Source organism: Mesorhizobium sp. B2-3-14, from assembly GCF_006442175.1.
Classification (GTDB): Bacteria; Pseudomonadota; Alphaproteobacteria; order Rhizobiales; family Rhizobiaceae; genus Mesorhizobium; species Mesorhizobium australicum.
This window is the reverse complement of the sequence record NZ_VFVP01000007.1, coordinates 17123-38923: the sequence shown is the minus strand read 5'-3', so window position 1 is coordinate 38923 and position 21801 is coordinate 17123. Positions and strand designations below refer to the sequence as shown.

Sequence of the window (21801 nt, the reverse complement as noted above, 5' to 3'; positions counted from 1 at the left end):
TCGCCGTACCGCCTCCTCGATAGACCCTCAATGACAACAAAGTGTTACATCAGGGATTGCCTTTGGTCGAAGGAGCCAGGCCGTCGCCCCCCCTCACCACCGCATCCCGTCGACAAAATCGATGAATGCCCGCAGCGGCGCTGGCGTCAGGCGGCGGCCGGGGTAGTAAAGGAACGGACCCGAGAATTCCTGCCACCAGGGCTCCAGCACGGGCTCGAGCCTGCCATCGTCGAAATAGGGGCGCAGCCAGTCCTCGAACAATGAGACGATACCGCCGCCGTCGACCGCCACGCTGACAGCGAGGTCCATCGCCGTGCCGGTGCTGACCAGCAGCGGGCCGGTCGGGTCGACGCTCACCGTCTCGCCGTTGCGTTCGAAGTCCCAGGGCGGCATGGAGCCGCTGGCGAAGCGGCCGCGCAGGCAGGCGTGATCGAGCAGGTCGCGTGGATGGCCGGGCCGGCCGCGCCGATCGAGATAGGCCGGTGCGGCGGCGGTGGCGAAGCGCTGCCGGCGGGGGCCAATCGGCACCGCGATCATGTCCTGCTCCAGCCGTTCGTCATAGCGGATGCCGGCATCGCAGCCGCTCGCCAGTATGTCGACGAAACTGTCCTCGGCGGTCACTTCGACGCGGATGTCGGGATAGGCCGCGAGGAAGGGCGGCAGAAGGCGCGGCAGCACCAGTTTCGCCGCCACCACCGGCACGTTGAGCCGTAGCGTGCCGGCCGGACGGCCGCGAAACCCGTTGACCACGTCGAGCGCGGCCTCGACCTCGCCGAGCGCGGGGCCGAGCCGCTCCAGCAGGCGCGCGCCGGCTTCGGTGGGCGCGACGCTGCGCGTGGTGCGGTTGAGGAGCCGCACGCCGAGCCCGCTCTCCAGCCGTCGCACCGTCTCGCTCAGGCTGGAGGCGCTGAAGCCGGTCGTCCGAGCCGCCTGCCGAAACCCGCCGGCGCGCGCCACCGCCATGAATGCCTGGAGGTCACCCAGATCCGATGCCATTGTTCACCTTTCCGCACAGCCTGTGCCGATTGCACCATATTATCGCGCGGACGGGGACTGTCTATATCGGGCCGATCCAAAGGAGATCGAGACCCATGACAGACATCAGCAAGGCCGGAACTTTCAAGCTCGGCGACCGCACCGTGAAGCGCCTGGGCTATGGCGCCATGCAACTGGCCGGACCCGGCGTCTTCGGCCCGCCGAAGGACCGCGATGCGGCGATAGCCGTGCTGCGCGAGGCCGTTGCCAGCGGCGTCGACCATATCGACACATCGGATTTCTATGGTCCGCACGTCACCAACCAGATCATCCGCGAGGCGCTGCACCCCTACCCCGCCAACCTCACCATCGTCACCAAGATCAGTGCGCGGCGCGGCGCGGATGCCTCGTGGATCCCGGCGATGTCGCCACAGGAACTGACGCAGGCCGTGCACGACAACCTGCGCAATCTCGGGCTGGACGTGATCGAGGTCGTGAACCTGCGCTCCATGCATGGCATCCACGGGCCCGTCGAAGGCTCGCTCGAGCCGCAACTCGACACGCTCGCCGAACTGCAGCGCCAGGGATTTGTGCGCCATATTGGCCTGAGCAATGTCACCCGCAAGCAGATCGCGCAGGGACGCGGGATGGTCGACATCGTCTGCGTGCAGAACCAATACAACATCGCGCATCGCCAGGACGACGCGCTGATCGACGAGCTTGCCGCCGACGGCATCGCCTATGTGCCGTTCTTCCCGCTCGGCGGCTTCACGCCGCTGCAGTCGAGCACGCTTGCCGACGTCGCGCAAAAACTCGGCGCCACCCCCATGCAGGTGGCGCTCGCCTGGCTGTTGCAGCGCTCGCCCAACATCCTGCTTATCCCCGGCACCTCGTCAGTCGGGCATCTCAGGGAGAACCTGGCGGCCGCCGAGCTTAAGCTGCCGGCGGATGCCGTCCAGGTCTTGAACGGCATAGCAGGCGAGACCGAGCAGGCTGCTTGACGCGTCGAAAGGCCCTTGCCGGATATACCATTGCTGTTTGGCCGGCCTGCCGCCGAGGCCTCGATGCGGCCTCGGCGGCAGCTTGCTAAGCTGACGCTGCTCATGGCATCTGTCCGATACCACGGATCGACCCCAAGCAGCATGGCAGCACGACCACCACCACCCGGCAAGCCACGCAGCGCCGGCCCTCCCGGCGTCAGCCTGAACCGAGCGCTCTCAAAACTCGGCCTGTGCTCGCGCACGCAGGGCGAGGCGCTGATCGCGCAAGGCCGCGTGCGCGTCGGCGGCAAGGTGGTGCGCGATGCCGCGCTGCGCGTCGACATGAACCGCGACAGGATCGTCGTCGATGGCGTCGAGGTGGTTGCCGAGCGCAAGGTCTATCTGATGGTGAACAAGCCGCGCGGGCTGGTCACCACCCGCGACGACCCGCTCGAGCGCGACACCGTCTATGCCTGTCTCGAAGGGCTCGACCTGCCCTTCGTTTCACCGGTCGGCCGGCTGGACAAGGCCAGCGAAGGCCTGCTTCTGATGACCAACGACACACGCTTCGCCAACCGGCTGATGGACCCGGCCTCGCATCTGCCCAAGACCTATCACGTGCAGGTCGCCGCGGTGCCGGATGAAACGCTGCTGGACAAACTCCGCGCGGGCGCCACCATCGACGGCGAGGCCTTGGCGGCCAATTCGATCGAATTCCTGCGCAGCGGCGGTCGCACGGCCTGGCTGGAGATCGTGCTCGACGAAGGCAAGAACCGCCACATCCGCCGCCTGCTCGCCTCTCACGGCATCGAGGTCAAGCGCCTGATCCGCGTCGCCATCGGCCGCCTGCCCCTCGGCGACCTCGCCAAGGGCGCCGCGCGGCACCTCACGCCGGAGGAACTGGCGCTGCTGGCGGGCTGAGCGAAGCCCCAAGGCAGCGTTTTCTTGCGTCTGGCTTTCGCGGACAAATGCCTCGAAAAAGATTTTCGCCACCACCGATGATTTTCCCCCACCCGCTTTGTCCTGATCTACAGGCGTCGGAATGGTCCGCCGCCGGAAGAGCGAGGTGATCCATGGGATCGTTGCAAGATCAAAATGTCGTCGTGGTCGGAGGCAGCCGGGGCGTCGGCCGCTCGATCGTGGAAGCTGCGCTGCGCGAGGGCGCGACCATGCTTGCCGCCGCTCTGGTCCGAACCGGAGCCTGGTCATCGCACCCCCCTCTCCTGACAGAAAGCTGGCAGGAGACCTGGGCTATGCATCGGCTGGGAAGCCCGGCCCGGGCTTCAGCGACCAAGGAACCTAAGCGATGAATTTCGTCTCAGTCCGCATCATCACATCGGATGTCCAGCGCCTCGTGCGCTTCTACGGTGAGGTCACCGGCATGCCGGTGACGGTATACACCGAAGACTTCGCCGAACTGGCGACGCCAGCCTGCACGCTGGCGATCGGCAGCACGCGCACCTTGATGCTGTTCGGCGGCGACATCGCCCGCCCCGCCGACAACCACACGGCCATCCTCGAATTCCGCGTTAGCGACGTCGATGCCGAATTCGCCCGGCTGTCGGACCTCATCAAGAACACGACCGTGCAGCAGCCGACCACCATGCCCTGGGGAAACCGCTCGCTGCTGTTCCGCGACCCCGACGGCAATCTGGTGAATTCTTCCAGCCCGTCACCGCCGAGGCGATCCGGAAGTTTGACAGATAGAGACGGTCGGGATTGGCTAGGGTTTGGGAATTGCCAAAGCCTCCCCGCGTTCGTCATCCCAGGGCGGAGCAGCCGCGAAAGCGGCGTCGCGGAGACCCTGGGATCCATGCCGCGATGCTGGCCGTGGAGTGCAGCGGAGCAGATTCCGCACCGTGGCCGCGCTCGGAGGTCACGGCATGGATCCTCGGGTCTGCGCCGCGTCGCTAAGCTCCTTGCTCCGCCCGTGGATGACGAAAAGACGGCGCTTCCGCGCCGAGCCGGTGCACGCCCTACTTCCCGTTCCACTTGCGCACGACCGGCTCGCCGAAATCATGCTCGTAGCCGAGCACGCTGATGCTGGCCGTGTCGAGCACGAACAGCGCCCCGCCTTCCGGCGGCAGGCCGAGCCAGCGGGCGGCCAGCACGCGCAGGAAGTGCGCGCTGGAAAAGATCAGTATGTCGGCATTGGCCTTGCGCAGGCGCTCGATGATCCTGTCGGCGCGGGTGCCGACATCGGCCGCCACCTCACCTTGCGGACAGCCGTCGCGAAACACTGTCCAGCCCGGCCGCTCGGCCAGGATCTCTTTCGTCGTGCGCCCTTCATAGGCGCCGTAGTCCCACTCCTGCAGATCGTCCATCTTGACGCTTGCCGCGCCAAAGCCGGCAAGCACGCTGGTGTTGTAGGCGCGCTGCGAGGGGCTCGACCAGACGGCTGAGAACGATAGGCCTTTCAACCGCTCCGCAACACCCCGCGCGGCCGCCTCGCCGGCCGGCGTCAGCGGCATGTCGGTGCGCCCGGTGTGCTGCCCCGAAAGGCTCCACGCCGTCTCGCCATGCCGGACCAGATGGATCTGCGGAAACGCGTTGCTCATGGGCTGCCTTTCGATGTCGGCGGCACCTTAGAGGACGATGCGGCAAAGAGGAATCCGGGGTAATGGCGAAACCTCGCCTGGCCCTGATTCCCGCCGGATTGGCACAATGATTGAGCGTGCGGCATGACTATCTCTGTCGGATAGTCATCAGGCACGACAGGCAACACCATCATGTACAAACATCTGCTCATCGCCACCGACGGTTCTGACCTGGCCGACAAGGGTGTCGCCCAGGGCCTCACACTGGCCAAGGGCATCGGCGCCGCCGTCACCTTCGTTACCGTCTCGGAACAATTCCCGATCTTCGCCTGGGGCGGCGCCATGGCCGGCTATGCCGCCGGCGACGAGCTGGTCACCTATCAGGAGGAAGCGCGCCGCTATGGCAAGGAAGTGCTCGACAAATGCAAGGCATCCGCCGACGCCGCCGGCGTGTCCGCCACGCTGGTCCATGTCGAGGACAAAAGGCCGGCCGAAGCGATCCTGGAACTGTCGCGGGCTGAAGGCTGCGACCTGATCGTCATGGCCTCGCACGGCCGCCGTGGCCTCGGCAGGCTGCTTCTGGGCAGCCAGACGGCGGAAGTGCTGTCCTACACCGAGATCCCGGTACTGGTGGTGCGGTAGCGGCCGCAACCCGATATTTTCAAGCTGGCGCCATCGGTCAGCGCGGTTTCACCGGTGCGGCTTCATTCGCCAGGGCATATTCGACCCGTGGCGGATGCCCGAAGAGCTGTTTGTAGGCGCGGCTGAAGGCGGCTTCGGACTCGTAGCCGATGCGCAAGCCGATCTCACCCACGCGTGCGTCTCGCCTGGCCAGCAGATCGCGGGCCAGGCCCAGCCGCCATTCATTCTGGTAGCGCAGCGGCGAGCGCCCGACGAGCGCGGCGAAGCGCTCGCAGAAGCTGGAACGGGACATGCCGGCCTTGTCGGCCAGTTCATCGATGCTCCACCGCTGCAGCGGCCTTTCGTGGATGGCCTTCAGGGAACGGGCGATGCGTGCATCCGAAAGCCCGCCGAGCCAGCCCGTGGCGCGTCCTTCATGGACCCAACTGCGCAAGGTGCGGATGACCATGAGATCGATGATGCGGGAAATCATCAAAGCCGCGCCGGGCTGGGCGTCGCTGGTTTCGACCATCAGGAAAGGCAGCATTCCATCGACCCACCCTGCCCCGTGGGCACGCCCGATATGGATGCATCGCGGCAAGGCGAAGATCATTCCCCGCAGGCTGTCAGGATCGAACCAGAAGCGGCAGGCGACGATCGCCACCTGCGGATGCGACGCCACCAGCCGCAACGCGCCGGGACCACGAGGCAGGAGCACGAGGTCGCCGGCCTCTATGACGACAGGGGCCTGATCCCCACTCTCCATGCGCAGCGCGCCGACGGTCACCACGACGATATGGGCTTGGCCCTCGTCGAGATCGAGTTGCTCCGCCTGTGCCAGCGCGCGTGAAAAAACCTCGTCGCCGGTAAGCCTGATCTGCGCCAGCACATGCGAGAGAAGGTCCCCGGAGACACCGGCACGCGGCCCTCCATCCGGAAGAATGGTCAAATTTTCAGGCGATTCCATCATGGATGCGGCCGGCCGGCTCCCCTACATTCTTTACGACGATAACGCATTTTCGTGCTGATTATGCGCCGTTTTTTCCTTGGATCAAAACCAATCCCGCAGCCAAGGCTGCGAGAACGGGCTGTTCCAATCATCCAACCCGGCGGGCGTGATTCCAAATCGATCAAGCGGATCAATCACCGTCCAACAACAAGACAGGAAATTCCAATGAGCACTCAAACCATCCAGGCGCCCGGCGCCGCATCGCAGTGGCTGAAATCCTATTATTTCCTCCGGGCCGGCTTTTCGGTCGCCTGGGTGGCGGCGGCCTTCACCCTTGGCAAAAGCGTGCCGCCGGTCGCGGCGCTACTCCTGGTCACCTATCCCTTGTGGGACGCTATCGCCAATATTCTGGACGCGCAGCGCAGCGGCGGCCTGAAAGCCAATCCCAGCCAGGCGCTCAACGCTGCGGTCAGCACGATCACGGCCATTGCCGTCGTCATCGCACTTGAGCAGGGCCCGCACGCGGTTCTGGCGGTGTTCGGTGCGTGGGCGGTTCTCGCCGGCCTGTTCCAGCTTGCGACCGGTGTGCGCCGTTGGCGGGCAGGCGCGCAATGGGCGATGGTGCTGAGCGGTGCGCAGTCAGCGCTGGCCGGTAGCTTCTTCATCAAACAGGCAATCGGCACCGCGACGCCTGGCATCACCGACATCGCGCCCTATGCCGCGTTCGGCGCCTTCTATTTCCTCGTCTCGGCCGTATGGCTGGCCGTCACGCAGGCACGCAAGCCCACGTAAAGGCCTGGGACTGGTTGCCGCGGCGGCCTTCGCTCAAACCACTTCCAGCACCTTGCCCGTGTCGTGCTGGCGCACGAAATCGACGCGGCCGCCGTCCCAGTGGTAGCTGTAGTGGCGGCCCTGAACCGGGACACCGATGGCGGCGGGCCAGAAGATGCCGATGCACTCCCCATCGGGCATGCGCACGCTGTTCCACACCAGCCCGTCGCTGCCGGCGGCCCGCAGCGCCCGCCCTTCCGCCTGCGACGCCGTGTAGTCGTCGGGATCGAGCACGCCGGGCACGGCGTTGACGTCGTCGAGGTCGCGATCGACGCTGCCGATCAGCACGCGGAAATCGGCCGTCCAGCCGGGCGCCTCGTTGGTGGCGCGCATGAATTTCTGGTGATGGTGGATGGTTTCGGCCAGCGCCACGTCCTCGCTGTCGCCGGCATAGTAGATGCCGTAGCTGCCGTCCGAAAACCGGCCGGGCCGAAGGACGGAACAATGCACGAAAGGCGCCATGACGAAACTGGCGCCAGGGCCGGAAACCCGCCTTGCGGCCGGCACCTTGCCGAGATCGCCAAGCTCCAGCCGGATGCGCGGGTTGGTCTTCTCCTCGACGGCGGCGAGCGCCTCCCAGTCGCGTGGATCGGCGATGTCTTCGAAGAGATCGATCGGCGGATGGATGGAGCGGATGATGCGATAGGTCTGGGGCCAGTGGACGCGGCGCCGGACCGCGAGCCCACTCACCATGCACCACGCTCCGCATCGAGCCATTCGCGCATCGCCGCGAGATCGGAAATGTCGCCGCGCAGCATCACGTCGAGCGCCGACTGCCCGCCAAAGGTGGCATTGGGCTTGCGTATCCAGGCATAGCCGCGCGCCGGCTCGGTGAAGAGGTAACGCAGCCCCTTGTGGATGCCCATCAGATGCGCCATGCGGGTGCGCAGGTCGCGGTCGATCCGGCCGATGCCGCCCTCCTTCCAGCGCGCCCAGGTGCGCGCCGAAATGCCGCCAAGCAGGACGCAGGCCTCGAAGTCGGTGAGGTTCCAGGCCTTGAACAGGTTGACCGTGGTGCGCGCCAAAGCGCCTGCCTCTTCATCCGAAATGGCTGAGCCGACCGTGGCCGGTGTGGCGGTGATGGCTTGAAGCTGCATGTTTAGACCTCGGTAATTGGCAGATATATAGCACGTATATGCCAATTGGCAAGGCGGGGAGCCATTGCCAGTGAAGACCGCACTGATGGCGATTAGATGGTCCGAACAATATTGCATCAACAATTACGGTCGAATTTCCCGGTAGTTGGATTTCCAACTAAGGTCGCGCGTGCCCCTAAACGGTCTTTGGCGCGGTTCCGCGACCCGTGACAAACCGCAAGATCGGTCGAGCGCGTCATGTCCGCATACGCTTTAGCTGGTGCTGCCACGGAGAACGGAATGATGAAGGCGGCGCTTCAAAACTACCATGCCCGGATGCAGAGAGTGTTGGATCATATCGACCAGCATTTGAACGGCAATCTGGACCTGGATGCTTTGAGCGGCATCGCGGCATTTTCCAAATACCATTTCCACCGGCAGTTCACGGCGACCTTCGGGCTGTCCGTGCATCGCTATGTCCAGCTTGCCCGCATGAAGCGCGCTTCATACCGGCTGGCCTTCAGGGATGCCGAAAGCGTCACTGACATAGCAATGGATGCCGGTTACGATGCACCGGACGCCTTCGCCCGCGCCTTTCGGCAACGGTTCGGGCAGTCTCCTTCATCGTTCCGGAAGTCGCCCGACTGGGCACCGTGGCTTGCGGCCTTCGGGCCTATGGACAATGCGAGGAGCAAGCTCATGCACATTACCTATGACCACGACGACGTGACGATCCGCGATGTGCCCCCGACGCCGGTGGCGATCATGGAACATCGAGGCGACCGGGCGACACTCGGCGACACCATTCAGCGGTTCATCGCCTGGCGCAAGGCCGCCGGCCTGTCGCCGGAGACGAGCCCGACCTTCAACGTCTTCCGTTCCGAGAGGATCCCCGCCAACCCAGCCGATTACAGCATGGACCTGTGTGTCGGGACTGACCTGCCGATCGACGCTGATGACGGGCAGATGATGGCTGGCGTGATCCCCGGCGGACGTTGCGCGGTGTTGCGCGTCGTCCACAATACCAACAACCTGGAGCCAGCCGCGCTCTACCTTTATCGCGACTGGCTTCCTGCCAGCGGCGAGGAAGCGCGTGACTTCCCGATCTATTGCCAACGGCACTTTTCGATGTTCCCGAATGTGCCGGTGCCTGATGTGGTCTGCGAATTGTTTCTGCCGCTGAAATAGAGCCTTCTGACGGGACCTGTCCCTTCTGACCGGGCCGGCGTTGCGCCGGCCCGAAAGTCCTGCACTACTCCGCCGCCTCGTACCCCGCGATGCCCTTGATCTCGAGGAAATCCTCGAGCCCGTATTCGGCGTATTCGCGGCCGTTGCCCGACTGCTTGTAGCCGCCGAAGGGCAGGCCGGCGTCCCATTGGGGATAGTTGATGTAGACATTGCCCGAGCGCATGCGGGCCGCGACCTCGCGCGCTTTCTGCAGGTCCTTGGCCTGGATGTAGGAGGCAAGGCCGTAGACGGTGTCGTTGGCCTGCTCGACAGCCTGCTCGACCGTGTCGTAGGGCAAGATCGCCAGCACCGGCCCGAAAACCTCCTCGCGCGCGATGCGCATGTCGTGGGTGACGTCGGCGAACACGGTCGGCCTGACATAGTAGCCGCGATTGAGTTCGGCAGGGCGGCCGGGGCCGCCGGCGACCAGCCTGGCACCCTCGTCGATGCCGCTCTGGATCAGGTCCTGGATCTTGTCGAACTGGAGCTGGCTGACGACTGGGCCGAGCTTGGTGTTGGCGCCGTCGGCCGGACCGACCGTGAACCTTTCCGCCGCCGTCCTGGCATATCCCGCGGCCTCGTCGTGGCGGTCGCGCGGCACGAACATGCGCGTCGGCGCGTTGCAGGACTGGCCGCTGTTGCTGAAGCAGCCGGCGACGCCCTTGCTGACGGCGGTGGCGAGGTCGACATCCGGGAACAGGATGTTGGCCGACTTGCCGCCAAGCTCCTGATGCACGCGCTTGACGGTGTCGGCGGCAGCCTTGGCCACCAATATGCCTGCCCGGGTCGAACCGGTGAACGACATCATGTCGATGTCGGGATGGCTGGCCAGCGCCTGGCCGACGCCAGGGCCGTCGCCGTTGACGAGGTTGAACACGCCCTTCGGCACGCCGGCCTCGTCGATGATCTCGGCGAAGATGATGGCGTCGAGCGGCGCGATCTCCGACGGCTTCAGAACCATGGTGCAGCCGGCGGCGAGTGCCGGACCGACCTTGCAGGTGATCTGGTTCAGCGGCCAGTTCCACGGCGTGATCAGGCCGACGACGCCGATCGGCTCCTTGACCACGAGATGGTTGCCCTTGACGTGGCGGAACTGGAAATTCTTCAGCGTCTCGGCCATCTTGGCCAGATGCGCCAGGCCGATGCCGACCTGGCTGTCGAGCGCCATCTGGCGCGGCGCGCCCATCTCGCGCGACACGGCGACCGCCAGGTCCTTGCTGCGCTTCTTGTAGACCTCGATGACGCGGTTGAGGATGTCGAGGCGCTCCTCGACCGAGGTGAAGCCATATGTGTTGAAGGCGCGCTTGGCGGCGGCCACCGCCTTGTCGACATCGGCCCTGGAGCCGAGCGAAATCCGCGCGAAAGCGTCCTCGTTCGATGGATCGATGACGTCGAGCGTGTTGGGCACGACAGGATCGACCCACGCGCCATCGATGTAGAACTGCAGATCGTGTGACATGGTCTCTCCTTGGGGTGCCGCATGGCCGGTCAAGCCGTGATATCTGGCTAGAAATAACGATGCGCGAACGGCGCTGTCAAACGCAATCCCCGAACCGGTTGAGCCAGCGCTGCAGTGGTTGAGCCAGACGGCTGGACCAGCGAAGGGCGGACTATAGCAGCGTATGCCCGGCTTCGCCCAGCAGCCGTGTTGCCGCCGGCCGGTCCTTGTCCTTCACCAGCAGGTGGTCGCCATCGAAGGTCGATACCAGGAAGATGCCCAGCCCGTTTTCCGACAGCGGCCTGATGACGGACAGCACGATGCCGGTTTCGTCGAACGCGAACGGCCCCTGCAATTTGAAGGCGACCCAGTCGCGGTCATGCTTGACGGCATCGGGCACGCGATCCTGAAAGCAGGTGATCGAGAGCTCGTCGTCGGTCCTGGTGATGCTGACGAAACCTGGTCCGTCCGCCCAGCCGGGGATGCCGTCAGCGGCTTGAAGCCGCGAAATCGCATAGAGCCCGGACAGTTGCTTCAGCGCTACCCTCGCAGCCATCGTCGCGCTCCGATCGTCATGCCAACCTCTTGCTCATATAGACCGTCACCCCATTCATGAACGGCTCTTCCCGGTCGACCGTATAGCCGTGCCGCTTGTAGAGCGACACGTTGGCTTCGAAGGCGCCGTTGGTCAACAGGCGAAGCTCGTTGCGGCCCGCCTCGCGCGCCTTGATTTCCGCACGCTCCAGCAGGAGCCGGCCGATACCCCTGCCCTGCGCTTCCGGCGCGACGCAGACGTTCTCGATCCACAGGTGATCGTCGGCCAGCGTGGTCTCGATCATGCCGACGATGCGGCCGTCCTCGACGGCGAGGTCGAACGGATGCTCGGCGACGGCCTTTTCGTAGTCGGCGCGCATCGGCAGCGGCTCGCGGCCGATCACCGGCACCCATTTGGCATAGGCGGCACGCACAATGTCGCGGATGGCGGCGGCATCGGCGGGTTCGGCCGGCCGAAACCGGATGGCAGACTCGATGATCATGACAGTGCTCCAGGCATGAAAAACCCCGCCGGCTGTTGTCGCGGGCGGGGCTGGAAACGAGCGAAGCGGATTTATCCTGCCGGCCTTTGTCGTCGCGCAATCAGCGTGCCGCTCCACGCTGGGCGGAAGCGGCGTCGCTTGGCGATGACGGGCGCGGGAACGAACATGGCGGCAAGCTGGAGCAGCAACGGTCCCGCGTCAAGACACCGCCTCGGCCTGTCATTGGGCCAAACCGTCGGCAACGCCTTGGCCTGATACGGCTGGGACCCTCAGCGATCGATCCTCGCCGCCTGTTGCGGGGAGTATCGTTCTCCCTGGACGGCAATCGCCGAGACCGCGTTCTCGATATCGCGAAGATCGTCCGCGGTCAGGGCAACGGCGAGAGATCCGATGTTTTCCTCAAGGCGGTTTAGCTTAGTCGTGCCTGGGATGGGAACGATCCAGGGCTTGCGCGCCAGCAGCCAGGCAAGCGCGACCTGTGCCGATGTCGCGTTCTTGTCAGCCGCGATCGCGACGATGGCGTCGACCAGTGCCTGGTTTGCCTGGCGGGCTTCCTCCGTGAACCGCGGAACGCTGTTGCGGAAATCGTTGGCATCGAACGTCGTCCCGGCGTTGATGGCGCCGGTGAGGAAACCCTTGCCCAGCGGACTGAAAGGCACAAAGCCGATTCCCAGTTCCTCGAGGACCGGCAGGATCGCCTCCTCGGGTTCACGCCACCAGAGTGAATATTCGCTCTGAAGCGCGGCGACCGGCTGCACCGCGTGAGCGCGGCGGATGGTGCGCACGCCCGCTTCCGAGAGGCCGAAATGCTTCACCTTGCCTTGGCTGATCAAGTCCTTCACCACGCCAGCCACCTCTTCGATCGGCACGACCGGATCGACCCGATGCTGGTAGAGAAGATCGATGTAGTCCGTCCTCAGCCGCTTGAGAGAGGCCTCGACGACGTCGCGAATATGCTGCGGCCGGCTGTCCATGCCCTGATGTCCGGCCGCACCGGCGATGTCGATGCCGAATTTGGTGGCGATCACCACCTGGTCGCGGATTGGCTGCAACGCCTCGCCGACGACCTCTTCGTTCCTGAACGGTCCGTAGACCTCCGCCGTGTCGAAGAAGGTGACACCGCGCTCGAATGCCGCCCGGATCAGACGGACCGCATCCGGCGTCTCCATCGGCTGCCCATAGGACTGGCTCATGCCCATGCAGCCGAGGCCGATGGCCGAGACTTCGAGGCCGCTGTTTCCAAGTGTGCGCTTTTGCATCGTCAGTGTCCCTTCTTCTCGGCGTCGGCCTGTTCGAAGACCTTGCGGGCGATGCCGATCGCGGTGCTTGCCGGCGGCCATCCAGCATAGAAGGCAAGATGCGTGATGGCCTCGATGAGCTCGTCATGGGTCACGCCATTCTCGAGCGCCCGCTTCATGTGGAACGGCATCTCGTTGATCCGGTATCCCGAGACCAGGCTGGCGACGGTGACGAGGCTGCGGTCGCGCGGCGAGAGGCCGGGGCGTTTCCAGACGTCGCCGAAAAGCACCTCGTCGGTATAGGTGCCGAGTGCTGGAGCGATGTCGGAAAACGGGCTTTTGGGAGGCGCTGGGGCATGGGTCATGAGGATCTCCTTCTTGTGTCGTCGGTGGGCGAGGTCTGGTCGGTCAAATCCCGTATTGTTCGTCGGTGACATGCTCCATCCAGTCGACGACCTTGCCGTCGAGCGCTTCGGCAATGGCGATATGGCTCATCGCCGTTGTCGGCGACGCCCCATGCCAATGCTTTTCGCCCGGCGCGAACCAGATGATGTCGCCGGGACGGATCTGTTGGATCGGGCCGCCTTCGCATTGCACCAGACCGGCGCCCGACAGAACGATAAGCGTCTGGCCGAGCGGGTGCGTGTGCCAGGCCGTGCGCGCGCCGGGCTCGAAGGTCACGGTGGCCCCGCCGACGCGCGCGGGGTCGCTGCCCTTGAAGGGTGCATCGATGCGCACCGCCCCGGTGAAATATTCGGCGGGCCCCTTCGCCGAGGGCTGCGAGCCGCTTCGTGTGATCTCCACGTTTTCCGTCCTTTCGTGATGCCTGGAGGACATTGCCGCCAGGCCAGGAGCGCCGGCTTGTCCGGCCGATTGCAATCTATTTAGGGGCTGCGATGGTCATGAGTAGCTGCTATATCCGGCATGTACTTATGAGAGAAATTCATCAATGCCACGCGACAATCTGAATGAGTTGACCGCCTTCCTCGCCGTCGCGCGCGAGAAGAGCTTCACCAGGGCGGCGGCCAAGCTTGGCGTGTCCCAATCGGCGCTCAGCCATGCCTTGCGCACGTTGGAAGAGCGGCTGGGCGTGCGGCTTTTGACCCGCACCACGCGCAGTGTCTCGCCGACCGAAGCCGGCGAACGCCTGGCCCGCACCGTCGGACCGAGGCTCGACGAGATCGAAAGTGAGCTCGCCGCCTTGAGCGCATTGCGAGAAAAGCCCGCCGGAACCATCCGCATCACCGCCGGCGAACATTCGGCCAACACGGTCCTGTGGCCGGCCATTGTCCGGCTGTTGCCGCAATATCCCGACATCCGGGTCGAGATCGTCGTCGACTACGGCCTGACCGACATCGTCGCCGGGCGTTATGACGCCGGCGTGCGGCTGGGCGAACAGGTGGCGCGCGACATGATCGCGGTGCGCATCGGGCCGGACATGCGCATGGCGGTGGTCGGATCTCCGGCCTATTTCGCAAGCCGGCCGAAGCCGCGCACGCCGCAGGACCTGACCGATCACAATTGCATCAACCTGCGCCTGCCGACCCATGGCGGGCTCTATGCCTGGGAATTCGAGAAGGCCGGACGCGAGCTGAAGGTGCGCGTCGACGGCCAGTTGATCTTCAACACGGCGGGGCTGCGCATGAATGCCGTGTTGGCCGGCGTCGGCCTCGCCTATCTCCCGGAGGATCAAGTGACGGCGCATCTCGCCGATGGCCGTTTGTTGCGGCTCATGGCCGACTGGTGCCCGCCGTTTCCCGGCTACCACCTCTACTATCCCAGCCGCCGCCAGGCGACGCCCGCCTTTACGCTGCTGGTCGATGCGCTGCGTTATCGCGGCTAGCCTACGGGTCCAGGAACCAATTCAGCCGGACAGCGTTCACGGTGGTTAAATGGAACCTTGCGCATGACGGACCTGTCGAACAGTTCGACACTCGATCTATCCCATCAAATCCTCGATAATCTTCCTGTCGCCATCTACACGACCGATAGCGAAGGCAGGATCACCTATTTCAACCGGGCCGCGGCCGATTTTGCCGGGCGCGAGCCCGAGCTCGGAAAAGACCAGTGGTGCGTAACGCACAAGCTGTTCACGACCGACGGCCAGGTGTTGCCGCACGACCAATGCCCGATGGCCATTGCGTTGCGGGAGAACCGGCCGGTCAGAAACCAGTCGGCCATCTCGCAGCGTCCCGACGGCACGCGCGTGCCCTTCCTTCCCTATCCCACGCCGCTCCATGACGACCAAGGCAGGCTGGTCGGGGCCGTCAACATGCTGTTCGACCTCACCGACCGGCATCTTGCCGACGAGGCCAGGCATCATCTGTCGGCCATCGTGGAATCCTCCTTCGATGCAATCGTCAGCAAGGATTTGAACGGCGTCATCAAGAGCTGGAACTCAGGCGCCCAGCGCCTGTTCGGTTACACCGCCGACGAAGCGGTCGGCAGGTCCGTGACGATGCTGATACCCGATGACCATCTGGACGAGGAGCCGCGCATATTGGAGCGCATCCGCAAAGGCGAGCGGGTCGAGACCTACGAGACCATCCGCCGCCGCAAGGACGGCAGCCTAGTGCCCGTATCCCTGACGATCTCGCCCGTACGCAATGCCGTCGGCCGGATCATCGGCGCCTCCAAGATCGCCCGCGACATCTCGATAGCCAAGGAGAGCGAATATCGCATCCGCATGCTGATGCGCGAGGTCAACCATCGGGTCAAGAACCAGTATTCCGTCATCATCTCTATGATCCGCGAGACCAGCAAGAGGTCCTCGACACCGGCGGAGTTCGAACGCCAGGTGCGCGAGCGCATCATGGCGCTGTCGCTCTCGCACGACCTGCTGGTGTCCGGCGACTGGCGAGGCGCGACGATTTTCGAGCTGCTCCTGGCACAAGCCAAACCGTTCGGCAACGAGGAACGGATTTCCATGGCTGGCCCTTCCCTGACGCTGAACCCCAATGCCGTCCAGTATCTCGGCATCGCCTTTCATGAACTGGCGACCAATTCCGCCAAATATGGCGTGCTTTCGGCCGCCGAGGGAACGATATCGGTGCAATGGAAGGTGAGCCAGGCAGGCGACCTGAAACGGTTCCAGCTGATCTGGAAAGAGCGCGATGGTCCTCAGGTGCAGAACATCGGCCATGGCGGTTTCGGCACCGTCGTGCTCCAGCGCGTCGCTCCAGCAGCTGTAAGTGGCACCGGCGTTCTCGAATATGACAGCCACGGCGTTACCTGGACCCTTGAAGCCCCCTTGTCACAGCTCGAAGCCTCGGTCGACAGCGAGCACGTCGACCCACAGGCGATCGACGAGGTGATCGGTGGACCGGAATTCGAAGTCCTTCCCTGATGCCGCACTCGCATTCCGGCATCGCCGCTCTATGTCTTCCCCGAACAAGCATTTCTCGCCGTCCGGAACAGTCGTGGAAGACATGCGGTTGGCAAAGCACCGGAGCATGCTATGACCGATGAAGATCTTGCCAATAGCTATCGTGGTTACATCGCCTGCCTCAACGCCCAGGACTGGCGGAGCCTAGACCGCTTCGTACACCAGGAGGTGCACTACAATGGCGACCGGGTCGGCCTGTCGGGTTACCGCGACATGCTGGAGCGGGATTTTCGCGAAATTCCCGATCTCTATTTCGACATCCAGCTGCTGATCGCCGATACGCCTTTCATAGCGAGCCGCCTTCAATTCAACTGCACGCCGAAGGAAACTTTTCTCGGCCTGCCGGTCAACGGCAGGAAAGTGTCCTTCAGCGAGAACGTCTTCTACGAGTTTCTCGACGGCAGGATCAGGCACGTCTGGTCGGTGATCGACAAGGCGGCGATCGAAGCGCAGCTGTAGGCCGGCCCCTTTCTCAGCTTTCGAGGGCCAAGACCGTTCGTAAAAATCGATCATTCTAACGAAAATAATTCGTTGGAAAGATTAGTCTTGGAATGACATTTCTCCGGCGTACTCGCACGGAGAATTGTATTGTCGTCCCTGACTCCCATCGCAAACGGTATTCCGAACGGCCTGATTTCCGCCGATCTGGCCCAAGGTCGCAAGCGCCTCGATTCCCTGGGAAACGGCGTCATTCCCGGCATCGTGCTGGTGGCCATGATCACGGCCGTCGCCTTCTCGGCCCGCAATGTCTCCGGTTTCGCCCTGTTCAGCCCGATGATCCTGGCCGTCGTCGCCGGCATGATCTATTCCAACGTGCTCGGCACACCGGTGCACGCCAAGGCCGGCATCGCCTTTTCACAAAAGCGCCTGCTGCGCTTCGCCATCGTGCTGCTCGGCTTCCAGCTGACGCTTGGCCAGGTCGTCTCGATCGGCGCCGGCGGCGTTGGCATCGTCGCGCTGACCCTTGGCGCCACCTTCGTCTTCACCATCACGCTCGGCCGGCTGATCGGCGTCGACGCCAAGCTCACCCAGTTGATCGCCGCCGGCACCTCGATCTGCGGTGCCTCGGCGATCGTCGCCACCAACATCGTCACCGATGCGCGCGACGAGGACGTCACCTATGCCGTCGCCTCGATCACCTTGTTCGGCACCATCGCCATGCTCGGCTTCCCGCTGCTGGCGCCGCTGCTCGGCCTCGACCAGCACGCCTTCGGACTGTGGGCCGGCGCCTCCATCCATGAGGTGGCGCAAGTCATCGGCGCCGGTTTCCAGAACGGCACCCAGTCCGGCGAGATCGCCACCGTCGCCAAGCTGACCCGCGTCGCCATGCTGGCGCCGATGGTCATCGTGCTCGGCCTGATGGCACGCCGCAAAAGTGACGACCAGTCGGCTGCACGCCCGCCCATGCCATGGTTCGTCGCCGCCTTTGTCGCCATCGTGGCAATGAACAGCCTGGTTGCGATACCAGCCGAAGTGAAGCAGGCGGTAGTGCTGGCCACCACCATCATGCTCACCATGGGGCTGGCCGCCATGGGCCTGCAGGCGGACATTTCGCAACTGCGCTCGCGCGGCCTGCGCCCGCTGGCGCTCGCCTTCTGCGCCTTCCTGTTCATCGGCGGCTTCAGCCTGATGCTGGTGAAGGTCTCAGGGTAACTAATCCTGGAACGAACTCGCCGCGACATAGATCGCCGCCAGCGCCTCGATGCCGGCCTGGTCGGCACTGTCGAAGCGGCCGGGCAGCGGGCTGTCGAGATCGAGCACGCCGAAAACGCCCTCCTCGTCCTCAAGCAGCACGACCAGCTCGGAGCGCGAGGCGGCGTCGCAGGCGATGTGGCCGGGGAAATCATGCACGTCCTTGATCAGCATCGAGGTGCCGAGCTCGACCGCCGTTCCGCATACGCCTTGGCCGACGGCAATGCGCACGCAGGCCGGCTTGCCCTGGAAGGGCCCCAGCACAAGTTCCTCGTCCGATGCCAGGAAATAGAAGCCGGCCCAGTTGAGGTCGGGCACCATCTGGAAGATCAGCGCCGCGGTGTTGGCGGCGTTGGCGATCGAATCGTGCTCGCCCTCGAGCAGCGCCTTCAATTGCTTGGCAAGGTCGCGGTAGAACGCGGCCTTGTCTGAGATATCGATGGCCTGGGCCGCGAACATGATTTGTCTCCAAACTGGGAATCGCGGTTCCGTTTCCGCAAACCCTGCACCAAACGACCACCTGACCATCCTAGGCAACTCCAGGAAAATGCGAAACGGTTTTCCGTTCGAAATTCTGTCCGTTGGCGCCTTGGCGCTATCTCCTTCCCGGCGCAAGATTTGATTCCGGCGGGAGAAAAATTTCAAAAGTATTATTTCGAAGCGCGGTCTTCTGACGCCGACAAGGAGGCCAAATTATTCGAAAGATTGAATTTTTCCTTCCGGGCGCCTATTTATCGAGAAGTTCATTTTCACGATTTCACGCGCGAAGGAGATTTCTTCAATGGCCGACAGCAATCAGACGATCATGCAAAAAGCTGAAGCCCGCTTTGTCGACAAGCAGAAGAAAACCGCGGAGCGCAACAAGGCAACCGCCGAATACATGTCCGAGGCGAGGGCCAGGGAGATCAAGACGGCAAGGCTGAGGGAATTGCGCCTGGCCAAGGAAGAAGCCGATCGCGTGGCGGAAGCGCTGAACCCGGCGCCGAAAAAGAAGCGTGTGGCCAAGAAGGCATAGAGTCACTCCAAGGACGTGAGCGGTCTCCCGCTGGGCTTGCACCGAGTCAAGGAATGCGGCGGCTCAAGCCACGTCTGACGTTCCAGCCATGCAATGATCCTGCCGACCAAGGGCAAGAGCGTCCAGCTCCACACCGCGGCGCGTTCCCTTTCACCTGCCTTTCGGCCTCGAAGATGCGAAACGTCGCGGCCGCGCGCGAAATAGCGGATGGTACCGAGGAACCCTGATCTGGCCATTTTCCTCTTGATCGGTCCCCCAATCTGGCCTAGCCTTCAAGTTGAGAAAAGGTTTTTCCAGACAGTCCCGATGGGGTTCGGCCGTTAGCCGGGCTTTATTCCGGCCGGTAAGGGAAAACCTTTTTCCAACCAAGGATTTCTGCCGCGATGGCATCGGACGACCAGCCAGTTCCGGTCTTTCCCAAACCCGTCACCTTGCGCGACGTGGCCGCGCAGGCCGGCGTCAGCGTTGCCACTGCATCCAAGGCGCTCAACGATCAGGGGCGCATGACCGCCGAGACCCGCGAGCGCATTCGCGAGACGGCGCGCAACCTGGGCTTCCGGCCCAACAGCTTGGCGCAGAGCCTGCTGAGGCGCCGCTCCTTTACTGTCGGCCTGCTCACCAACGACACCTATGGCCGTTTCTCGCTGCCGCTGATGTCGGGCATTTCGGATGCGCTGGTCGATGCCGGCGTCTCGGTATTCCTGTGCAATGTCGAGGAGGATCCCCGTCTCGGCCAGCTCCATGTCGAGGCCATGCTCGACAAGCGCGTCGACGGCATCATCGCCACCGGCAAGCGCATCGACCGCCATCTGCCGATCGATCTCGCCAATTTGCGCATCCCCGTGATCTACGCCTTCACTCAGCCCGATCCCGACGCCGTCGCCTTCGTTTCCGACGATGCCGGGGGGGCGCGGCTGGCCGTCGACCATTTCTGCCGGCTCGGCCGCAAGCGCATCGCCCATGTCACCGGCCCGGCCAGTTTTGCCGTGGTGCATGAACGGGCGCAGGCCTATCGCGCCGCGCTGATCGAGAACGGCCTGTCCGTCATCGAACCCCTGCTCGGCGCCTGGTCGGAAGCCTGGGGGCATGAGGCGGTGACGATCCTTTTCGATGGCGGGGGAGAAAAGCCGGACGCCGTCTTCTGCGGCAACGACCAGATCGCGCGCGGCGTCATCGATGCTCTGCGCGAGCGTGGCTTGAGCGTTCCCGGCGATGTCGGCGTCATCGGCTTCGACAATTGGGAGATCGTGGCCGCGGCGACCCGCCCGCCGCTGACCTCGGTCGACATGAACCTGACAGCGCTCGGCCGCGAGGCCGGGCTGACCCTGCTTTCCCTGGTCGGCGGCAAGCCCGCCGCGCCGGGCATCAGAAAACTGCCGTGCCGGCTGGTGGTGCGGCAGTCCTGCGGCCGCCTGCCCGACGGCTGAAAAGACGGTTGAGAAACGAAGCGCCGCGATCGGCGGCAAGCCGCGCATCGCGGCCAAATGAGGAGGAGGAGAACATGAGGACTTTGATTGCCAAACTGGCCCCGACCAAATTGGCCCTGACCAAATTGACGTTGACGGCTGCCGTTCTGGGTTGCGGCCTGCAATTTGCCGCCGCCGAAACCGCCAACATCTGGGTACGCGCCGACGGCTCGAACTTCATGCCGAGGATCGTCGACGCCTTCAACAAGGCGAACAAGGACCAGGTCAAGCTCGACATCATCCCCAATGCCGAGATCATCCCGAAATATGGCGCGGCCGCGGCCGGCGGCACGGCGCCCGACGCGCTGTCGCTCGACCTGATCTACACGCCCTCCTTCGCGGCCGCCGGCCAGTTGGAGGACATCACCGACTGGGCGAAGTCGCTTCCCTATTTCGCCAGCCTGTCGCCCGCGCATGTGAAGACCGGCACCTACAAGGACCGCATTTACGGCCTGCCCTTCTCGGCCGACGCCTCGGTGCTGATCTGGAACAAGAAGCTGTTCAAGCAAGCAGGCCTCGACCCTGAAAAAGGCCCGGCCAACTGGGCCGAGATCGAAGCCGACGCCGAGAAGGTCAACGCGCTTGGCGGCAACATCAAGGGCTTCTACTTCTCCGGCAATTGCGGTGGCTGCAACATCTTCACCTTCACGCCGCTGATCTGGGCTTCGGGCGGCGACATCCTGTCGGAGGACGGCTCCAAGGCGACGCTGGACAGCCCCCAATTGCGCGGCGCCGTCGATCTCTACCGCTCGATGGTCAAGAAGGATTTGGTGCCGGCGGGCGCGCAGACCGACACCGGCGCCAATTTCTTTGCCGCCTTCGCCGCCGGCAATATCGGCATCTCGCCCTCCGGCGCCTTCGCCATCGGCGCGCTCAACACGCAATATCCTGATGTCGACTACGGCGTCACCTTCCTGCCGGGCAAGGATGGCAACTGGTCGTCCTTTGCCGGCGGCGACAATTTCGTCGTCACCAAGGGCACCAAAAAACTCGCCGTGGTGAAAGAGTTCCTGGACTTCGCCTATTCGCTCGAAGGCCAGACGATCCTCGCCAAATACGGCAGCCTGCCGGTGCGCGGCGACATCGCCAAGGACGCGCTGAAGGAGCTCGACCCGCGCTACCAGATTGCCGCCGAGGCGATGGCCAAGGGCAAGACGCCGTATTCGGTGGTGTTCAACGACCTGATCAACTCCGCCAACGGCCCGTGGACACAGATGATCAACGAGGTGTTCTTCGGCGACGACGTCGATGGCGCCATAGCAAACGCCCAGGAGACCATGCAGTCGATCATCGACCAGGCGCCGCAGAAGTAGCGCCGCCTCCACCTCCCCTTG

At 64.1% G+C, this 21801-nt stretch carries 25 protein-coding genes; 13 read left to right on the top strand and 12 right to left on the bottom strand.

Annotation, left to right across the window (positions count from 1 at the left end):
* Window positions 1-93 precede the first annotated feature (93 nt).
* Window positions 94-996 carry a LysR family transcriptional regulator gene (locus tag FJ950_RS18770; RefSeq protein ID WP_015316796.1) on the bottom strand — a complete coding sequence of 301 codons (903 nt, stop codon included), beginning with the start codon at window positions 994-996 and terminating at the stop codon, window positions 94-96.
* A gap of 95 nt (window positions 997-1091) precedes the next feature.
* Here FJ950_RS18770 and FJ950_RS18765 point away from each other — a divergent pair, with 95 nt between their 5' ends.
* From FJ950_RS18765 to FJ950_RS29835, 3 genes are all read left to right on the top strand, one after another.
* Entirely contained in the window at window positions 1092-1976 is an 885-nt protein-coding gene (locus FJ950_RS18765) for an aldo/keto reductase family oxidoreductase (protein WP_140617894.1), read from the top strand.
* A 141-nt stretch (window positions 1977-2117) separates the two neighbouring features.
* Window positions 2118-2876 carry a pseudouridine synthase gene (locus FJ950_RS18760; protein WP_140617893.1) on the top strand — a complete coding sequence of 253 codons (759 nt, stop codon included), beginning with the start codon at window positions 2118-2120 and terminating at the stop codon, window positions 2874-2876.
* A 385-nt stretch (window positions 2877-3261) separates the two neighbouring features.
* On the top strand, window positions 3262-3996 hold the full coding sequence (locus FJ950_RS29835; protein ID WP_348641172.1) for a VOC family protein: 735 nt from the start codon (window positions 3262-3264) through the stop codon (window positions 3994-3996).
* Here FJ950_RS29835 and FJ950_RS18745 read toward each other — a convergent pair.
* Entirely contained in the window at window positions 3932-4513 is a 582-nt protein-coding gene (locus FJ950_RS18745; protein ID WP_140617892.1) for a histidine phosphatase family protein, read from the bottom strand. The two genes, FJ950_RS29835 and FJ950_RS18745, sit on opposite strands and share 65 nt — an antisense overlap.
* 171 nt (window positions 4514-4684) lie before the next feature.
* On the opposite strand from FJ950_RS18745, the gene FJ950_RS18740 reads away from it, so the two are divergent.
* Window positions 4685-5134: a universal stress protein gene (locus FJ950_RS18740; protein ID WP_140617891.1), complete on the top strand. Its 450-nt coding sequence runs from the start codon at window positions 4685-4687 to the stop codon at window positions 5132-5134.
* Window positions 5135-5171: 37 nt separating this feature from the next.
* On the opposite strand, the gene FJ950_RS18735 is transcribed toward FJ950_RS18740, so the two are convergent.
* Window positions 5172-6083 (bottom strand): AraC family transcriptional regulator, encoded by a 912-nt coding sequence (locus FJ950_RS18735; RefSeq protein WP_140617890.1) that lies wholly within the window; start codon window positions 6081-6083, stop codon window positions 5172-5174.
* A 204-nt stretch (window positions 6084-6287) separates the two neighbouring features.
* Here FJ950_RS18735 and FJ950_RS18730 point away from each other — a divergent pair, with 204 nt between their 5' ends.
* Window positions 6288-6854, top strand: coding sequence for a DUF308 domain-containing protein (locus FJ950_RS18730; protein ID WP_140617889.1), 567 nt, complete (start codon window positions 6288-6290; stop codon window positions 6852-6854).
* 33 nt (window positions 6855-6887) lie between these two features.
* Here the strand turns inward: FJ950_RS18730 and FJ950_RS18725 are convergent, their stop codons facing one another.
* Together FJ950_RS18725 and FJ950_RS18720 are read right to left on the bottom strand one after the other, a co-directional pair.
* Entirely contained in the window at window positions 6888-7586 is a 699-nt protein-coding gene (locus FJ950_RS18725) for an RES family NAD+ phosphorylase (protein ID WP_140617888.1), read from the bottom strand.
* Complete coding sequence (locus tag FJ950_RS18720; protein WP_015316785.1) at window positions 7580-7990, bottom strand: MbcA/ParS/Xre antitoxin family protein; 411 nt, start codon at window positions 7988-7990, stop codon at window positions 7580-7582. Before FJ950_RS18720 ends, FJ950_RS18725 begins: the two co-directional genes overlap by 7 nt.
* A 282-nt stretch (window positions 7991-8272) precedes the next feature.
* Between FJ950_RS18720 and FJ950_RS18715 the strand changes: the two genes are divergently transcribed.
* Window positions 8273-9157, top strand: a complete 885-nt coding sequence (locus FJ950_RS18715; protein ID WP_140618069.1) for an AraC family transcriptional regulator — start codon at window positions 8273-8275, stop codon at window positions 9155-9157.
* 64 nt (window positions 9158-9221) lie between these two features.
* Here FJ950_RS18715 and FJ950_RS18710 read toward each other — a convergent pair whose 3' ends face one another.
* The 6 genes from FJ950_RS18710 to FJ950_RS18685 all read right to left on the bottom strand — a co-directional run bounded on the left by FJ950_RS18710 (window position 9222) and on the right by FJ950_RS18685 (window position 13713).
* On the bottom strand, window positions 9222-10655 hold the full coding sequence (locus tag FJ950_RS18710; RefSeq protein ID WP_140617887.1) for an aldehyde dehydrogenase family protein: 1434 nt from the start codon (window positions 10653-10655) through the stop codon (window positions 9222-9224).
* A 151-nt stretch (window positions 10656-10806) separates the two neighbouring features.
* Window positions 10807-11190 (bottom strand): ACT domain-containing protein, encoded by a 384-nt coding sequence (locus FJ950_RS18705; RefSeq protein ID WP_140617886.1) that lies wholly within the window; start codon window positions 11188-11190, stop codon window positions 10807-10809.
* Window positions 11191-11206: 16 nt separating this feature from the next.
* The gene (locus FJ950_RS18700) at window positions 11207-11671 is read right to left on the bottom strand and encodes a GNAT family N-acetyltransferase (RefSeq protein ID WP_140617885.1); all 465 of its coding nucleotides are present in this window, start codon (window positions 11669-11671) and stop codon (window positions 11207-11209) included.
* A 269-nt stretch (window positions 11672-11940) separates the two neighbouring features.
* Window positions 11941-12930: an aldo/keto reductase gene (locus FJ950_RS18695; RefSeq protein WP_140617884.1), complete on the bottom strand. Its 990-nt coding sequence runs from the start codon at window positions 12928-12930 to the stop codon at window positions 11941-11943.
* A 2-nt stretch (window positions 12931-12932) separates the two neighbouring features.
* Window positions 12933-13274 (bottom strand): carboxymuconolactone decarboxylase family protein, encoded by a 342-nt coding sequence (locus FJ950_RS18690; RefSeq protein WP_015316779.1) that lies wholly within the window; start codon window positions 13272-13274, stop codon window positions 12933-12935.
* 43 nt (window positions 13275-13317) lie between these two features.
* A complete protein-coding gene (locus FJ950_RS18685) occupies window positions 13318-13713 on the bottom strand; it encodes a cupin domain-containing protein (protein WP_140617883.1) in 396 nt (131 codons plus the stop codon).
* A gap of 145 nt (window positions 13714-13858) precedes the next feature.
* Between FJ950_RS18685 and FJ950_RS18680 the strand changes: the two genes are divergently transcribed.
* The 4 genes from FJ950_RS18680 to FJ950_RS18665 all read left to right on the top strand — a co-directional run bounded on the left by FJ950_RS18680 (window position 13859) and on the right by FJ950_RS18665 (window position 17947).
* Window positions 13859-14752 (top strand): LysR family transcriptional regulator, encoded by an 894-nt coding sequence (locus tag FJ950_RS18680; RefSeq protein WP_140617882.1) that lies wholly within the window; start codon window positions 13859-13861, stop codon window positions 14750-14752.
* Between the two features lie 63 nt (window positions 14753-14815).
* Window positions 14816-16255, top strand: a complete 1440-nt coding sequence (locus FJ950_RS18675; RefSeq protein WP_015316776.1) for a PAS domain S-box protein — start codon at window positions 14816-14818, stop codon at window positions 16253-16255.
* Window positions 16256-16366: 111 nt separating this feature from the next.
* Window positions 16367-16753: an ester cyclase gene (locus FJ950_RS18670; protein ID WP_015316775.1), complete on the top strand. Its 387-nt coding sequence runs from the start codon at window positions 16367-16369 to the stop codon at window positions 16751-16753.
* A 129-nt stretch (window positions 16754-16882) separates the two neighbouring features.
* Window positions 16883-17947 carry a YeiH family protein gene (locus FJ950_RS18665; RefSeq protein ID WP_140617881.1) on the top strand — a complete coding sequence of 355 codons (1065 nt, stop codon included), beginning with the start codon at window positions 16883-16885 and terminating at the stop codon, window positions 17945-17947.
* Here the strand turns inward: FJ950_RS18665 and FJ950_RS18660 are convergent, their stop codons facing one another.
* The gene (locus tag FJ950_RS18660; protein WP_015316771.1) at window positions 17948-18445 is read right to left on the bottom strand and encodes a GAF domain-containing protein; all 498 of its coding nucleotides are present in this window, start codon (window positions 18443-18445) and stop codon (window positions 17948-17950) included.
* Window positions 18446-18767: 322 nt separating this feature from the next.
* On the opposite strand from FJ950_RS18660, the gene FJ950_RS18655 reads away from it, so the two are divergent.
* From FJ950_RS18655 to FJ950_RS18645, 3 genes are all read left to right on the top strand, one after another.
* A complete protein-coding gene (locus FJ950_RS18655; protein ID WP_140617880.1) occupies window positions 18768-19001 on the top strand; it encodes a hypothetical protein in 234 nt (77 codons plus the stop codon).
* Between the two features lie 383 nt (window positions 19002-19384).
* Window positions 19385-20428 (top strand): LacI family DNA-binding transcriptional regulator, encoded by a 1044-nt coding sequence (locus FJ950_RS18650; RefSeq protein WP_140617879.1) that lies wholly within the window; start codon window positions 19385-19387, stop codon window positions 20426-20428.
* 74 nt (window positions 20429-20502) lie between these two features.
* Complete coding sequence (locus tag FJ950_RS18645) at window positions 20503-21780, top strand: sugar ABC transporter substrate-binding protein (RefSeq protein ID WP_140617878.1); 1278 nt, start codon at window positions 20503-20505, stop codon at window positions 21778-21780.
* Window positions 21781-21801: the final 21 nt, after the last annotated feature.

Bases quoted from the DNA above. Each gene is read 5' to 3' on its own strand.
- FJ950_RS29835 (WP_348641172.1), top strand. From the start codon at position 3,262: ATGAATTTCGTCTCAGTCCGCATCATCACATCGGATGTCCAGCGCCTC.
- FJ950_RS18675 (WP_015316776.1), top strand. From the start codon at position 14,816: ATGACGGACCTGTCGAACAGTTCGACACTCGATCTATCCCATCAAATC.
- FJ950_RS18650 (WP_140617879.1), top strand. From the start codon at position 19,385: ATGGCATCGGACGACCAGCCAGTTCCGGTCTTTCCCAAACCCGTCACC.
- FJ950_RS18720 (WP_015316785.1), bottom strand. From the start codon at position 7,990: ATGCAGCTTCAAGCCATCACCGCCACACCGGCCACGGTCGGCTCAGCC.
- FJ950_RS18725 (WP_140617888.1), bottom strand. From the start codon at position 7,586: ATGGTGAGTGGGCTCGCGGTCCGGCGCCGCGTCCACTGGCCCCAGACC.
- FJ950_RS18760 (WP_140617893.1), top strand. From the start codon at position 2,118: ATGGCAGCACGACCACCACCACCCGGCAAGCCACGCAGCGCCGGCCCT.
- FJ950_RS18730 (WP_140617889.1), top strand. From the start codon at position 6,288: ATGAGCACTCAAACCATCCAGGCGCCCGGCGCCGCATCGCAGTGGCTG.
- FJ950_RS18770 (WP_015316796.1), bottom strand. From the start codon at position 996: ATGGCATCGGATCTGGGTGACCTCCAGGCATTCATGGCGGTGGCGCGC.
- FJ950_RS18745 (WP_140617892.1), bottom strand. From the start codon at position 4,513: ATGAGCAACGCGTTTCCGCAGATCCATCTGGTCCGGCATGGCGAGACG.
- FJ950_RS18735 (WP_140617890.1), bottom strand. From the start codon at position 6,083: ATGATGGAATCGCCTGAAAATTTGACCATTCTTCCGGATGGAGGGCCG.
- FJ950_RS18670 (WP_015316775.1), top strand. From the start codon at position 16,367: ATGACCGATGAAGATCTTGCCAATAGCTATCGTGGTTACATCGCCTGC.
- FJ950_RS18690 (WP_015316779.1), bottom strand. From the start codon at position 13,274: ATGACCCATGCCCCAGCGCCTCCCAAAAGCCCGTTTTCCGACATCGCT.
- FJ950_RS18695 (WP_140617884.1), bottom strand. From the start codon at position 12,930: ATGCAAAAGCGCACACTTGGAAACAGCGGCCTCGAAGTCTCGGCCATC.
- FJ950_RS18740 (WP_140617891.1), top strand. From the start codon at position 4,685: ATGTACAAACATCTGCTCATCGCCACCGACGGTTCTGACCTGGCCGAC.
- FJ950_RS18660 (WP_015316771.1), bottom strand. From the start codon at position 18,445: ATGTTCGCGGCCCAGGCCATCGATATCTCAGACAAGGCCGCGTTCTAC.
- FJ950_RS18765 (WP_140617894.1), top strand. From the start codon at position 1,092: ATGACAGACATCAGCAAGGCCGGAACTTTCAAGCTCGGCGACCGCACC.
- FJ950_RS18715 (WP_140618069.1), top strand. From the start codon at position 8,273: ATGAAGGCGGCGCTTCAAAACTACCATGCCCGGATGCAGAGAGTGTTG.
- FJ950_RS18655 (WP_140617880.1), top strand. From the start codon at position 18,768: ATGGCCGACAGCAATCAGACGATCATGCAAAAAGCTGAAGCCCGCTTT.
- FJ950_RS18700 (WP_140617885.1), bottom strand. From the start codon at position 11,671: ATGATCATCGAGTCTGCCATCCGGTTTCGGCCGGCCGAACCCGCCGAT.
- FJ950_RS18710 (WP_140617887.1), bottom strand. From the start codon at position 10,655: ATGTCACACGATCTGCAGTTCTACATCGATGGCGCGTGGGTCGATCCT.
- FJ950_RS18705 (WP_140617886.1), bottom strand. From the start codon at position 11,190: ATGGCTGCGAGGGTAGCGCTGAAGCAACTGTCCGGGCTCTATGCGATT.
- FJ950_RS18680 (WP_140617882.1), top strand. From the start codon at position 13,859: ATGCCACGCGACAATCTGAATGAGTTGACCGCCTTCCTCGCCGTCGCG.
- FJ950_RS18645 (WP_140617878.1), top strand. From the start codon at position 20,503: ATGAGGACTTTGATTGCCAAACTGGCCCCGACCAAATTGGCCCTGACC.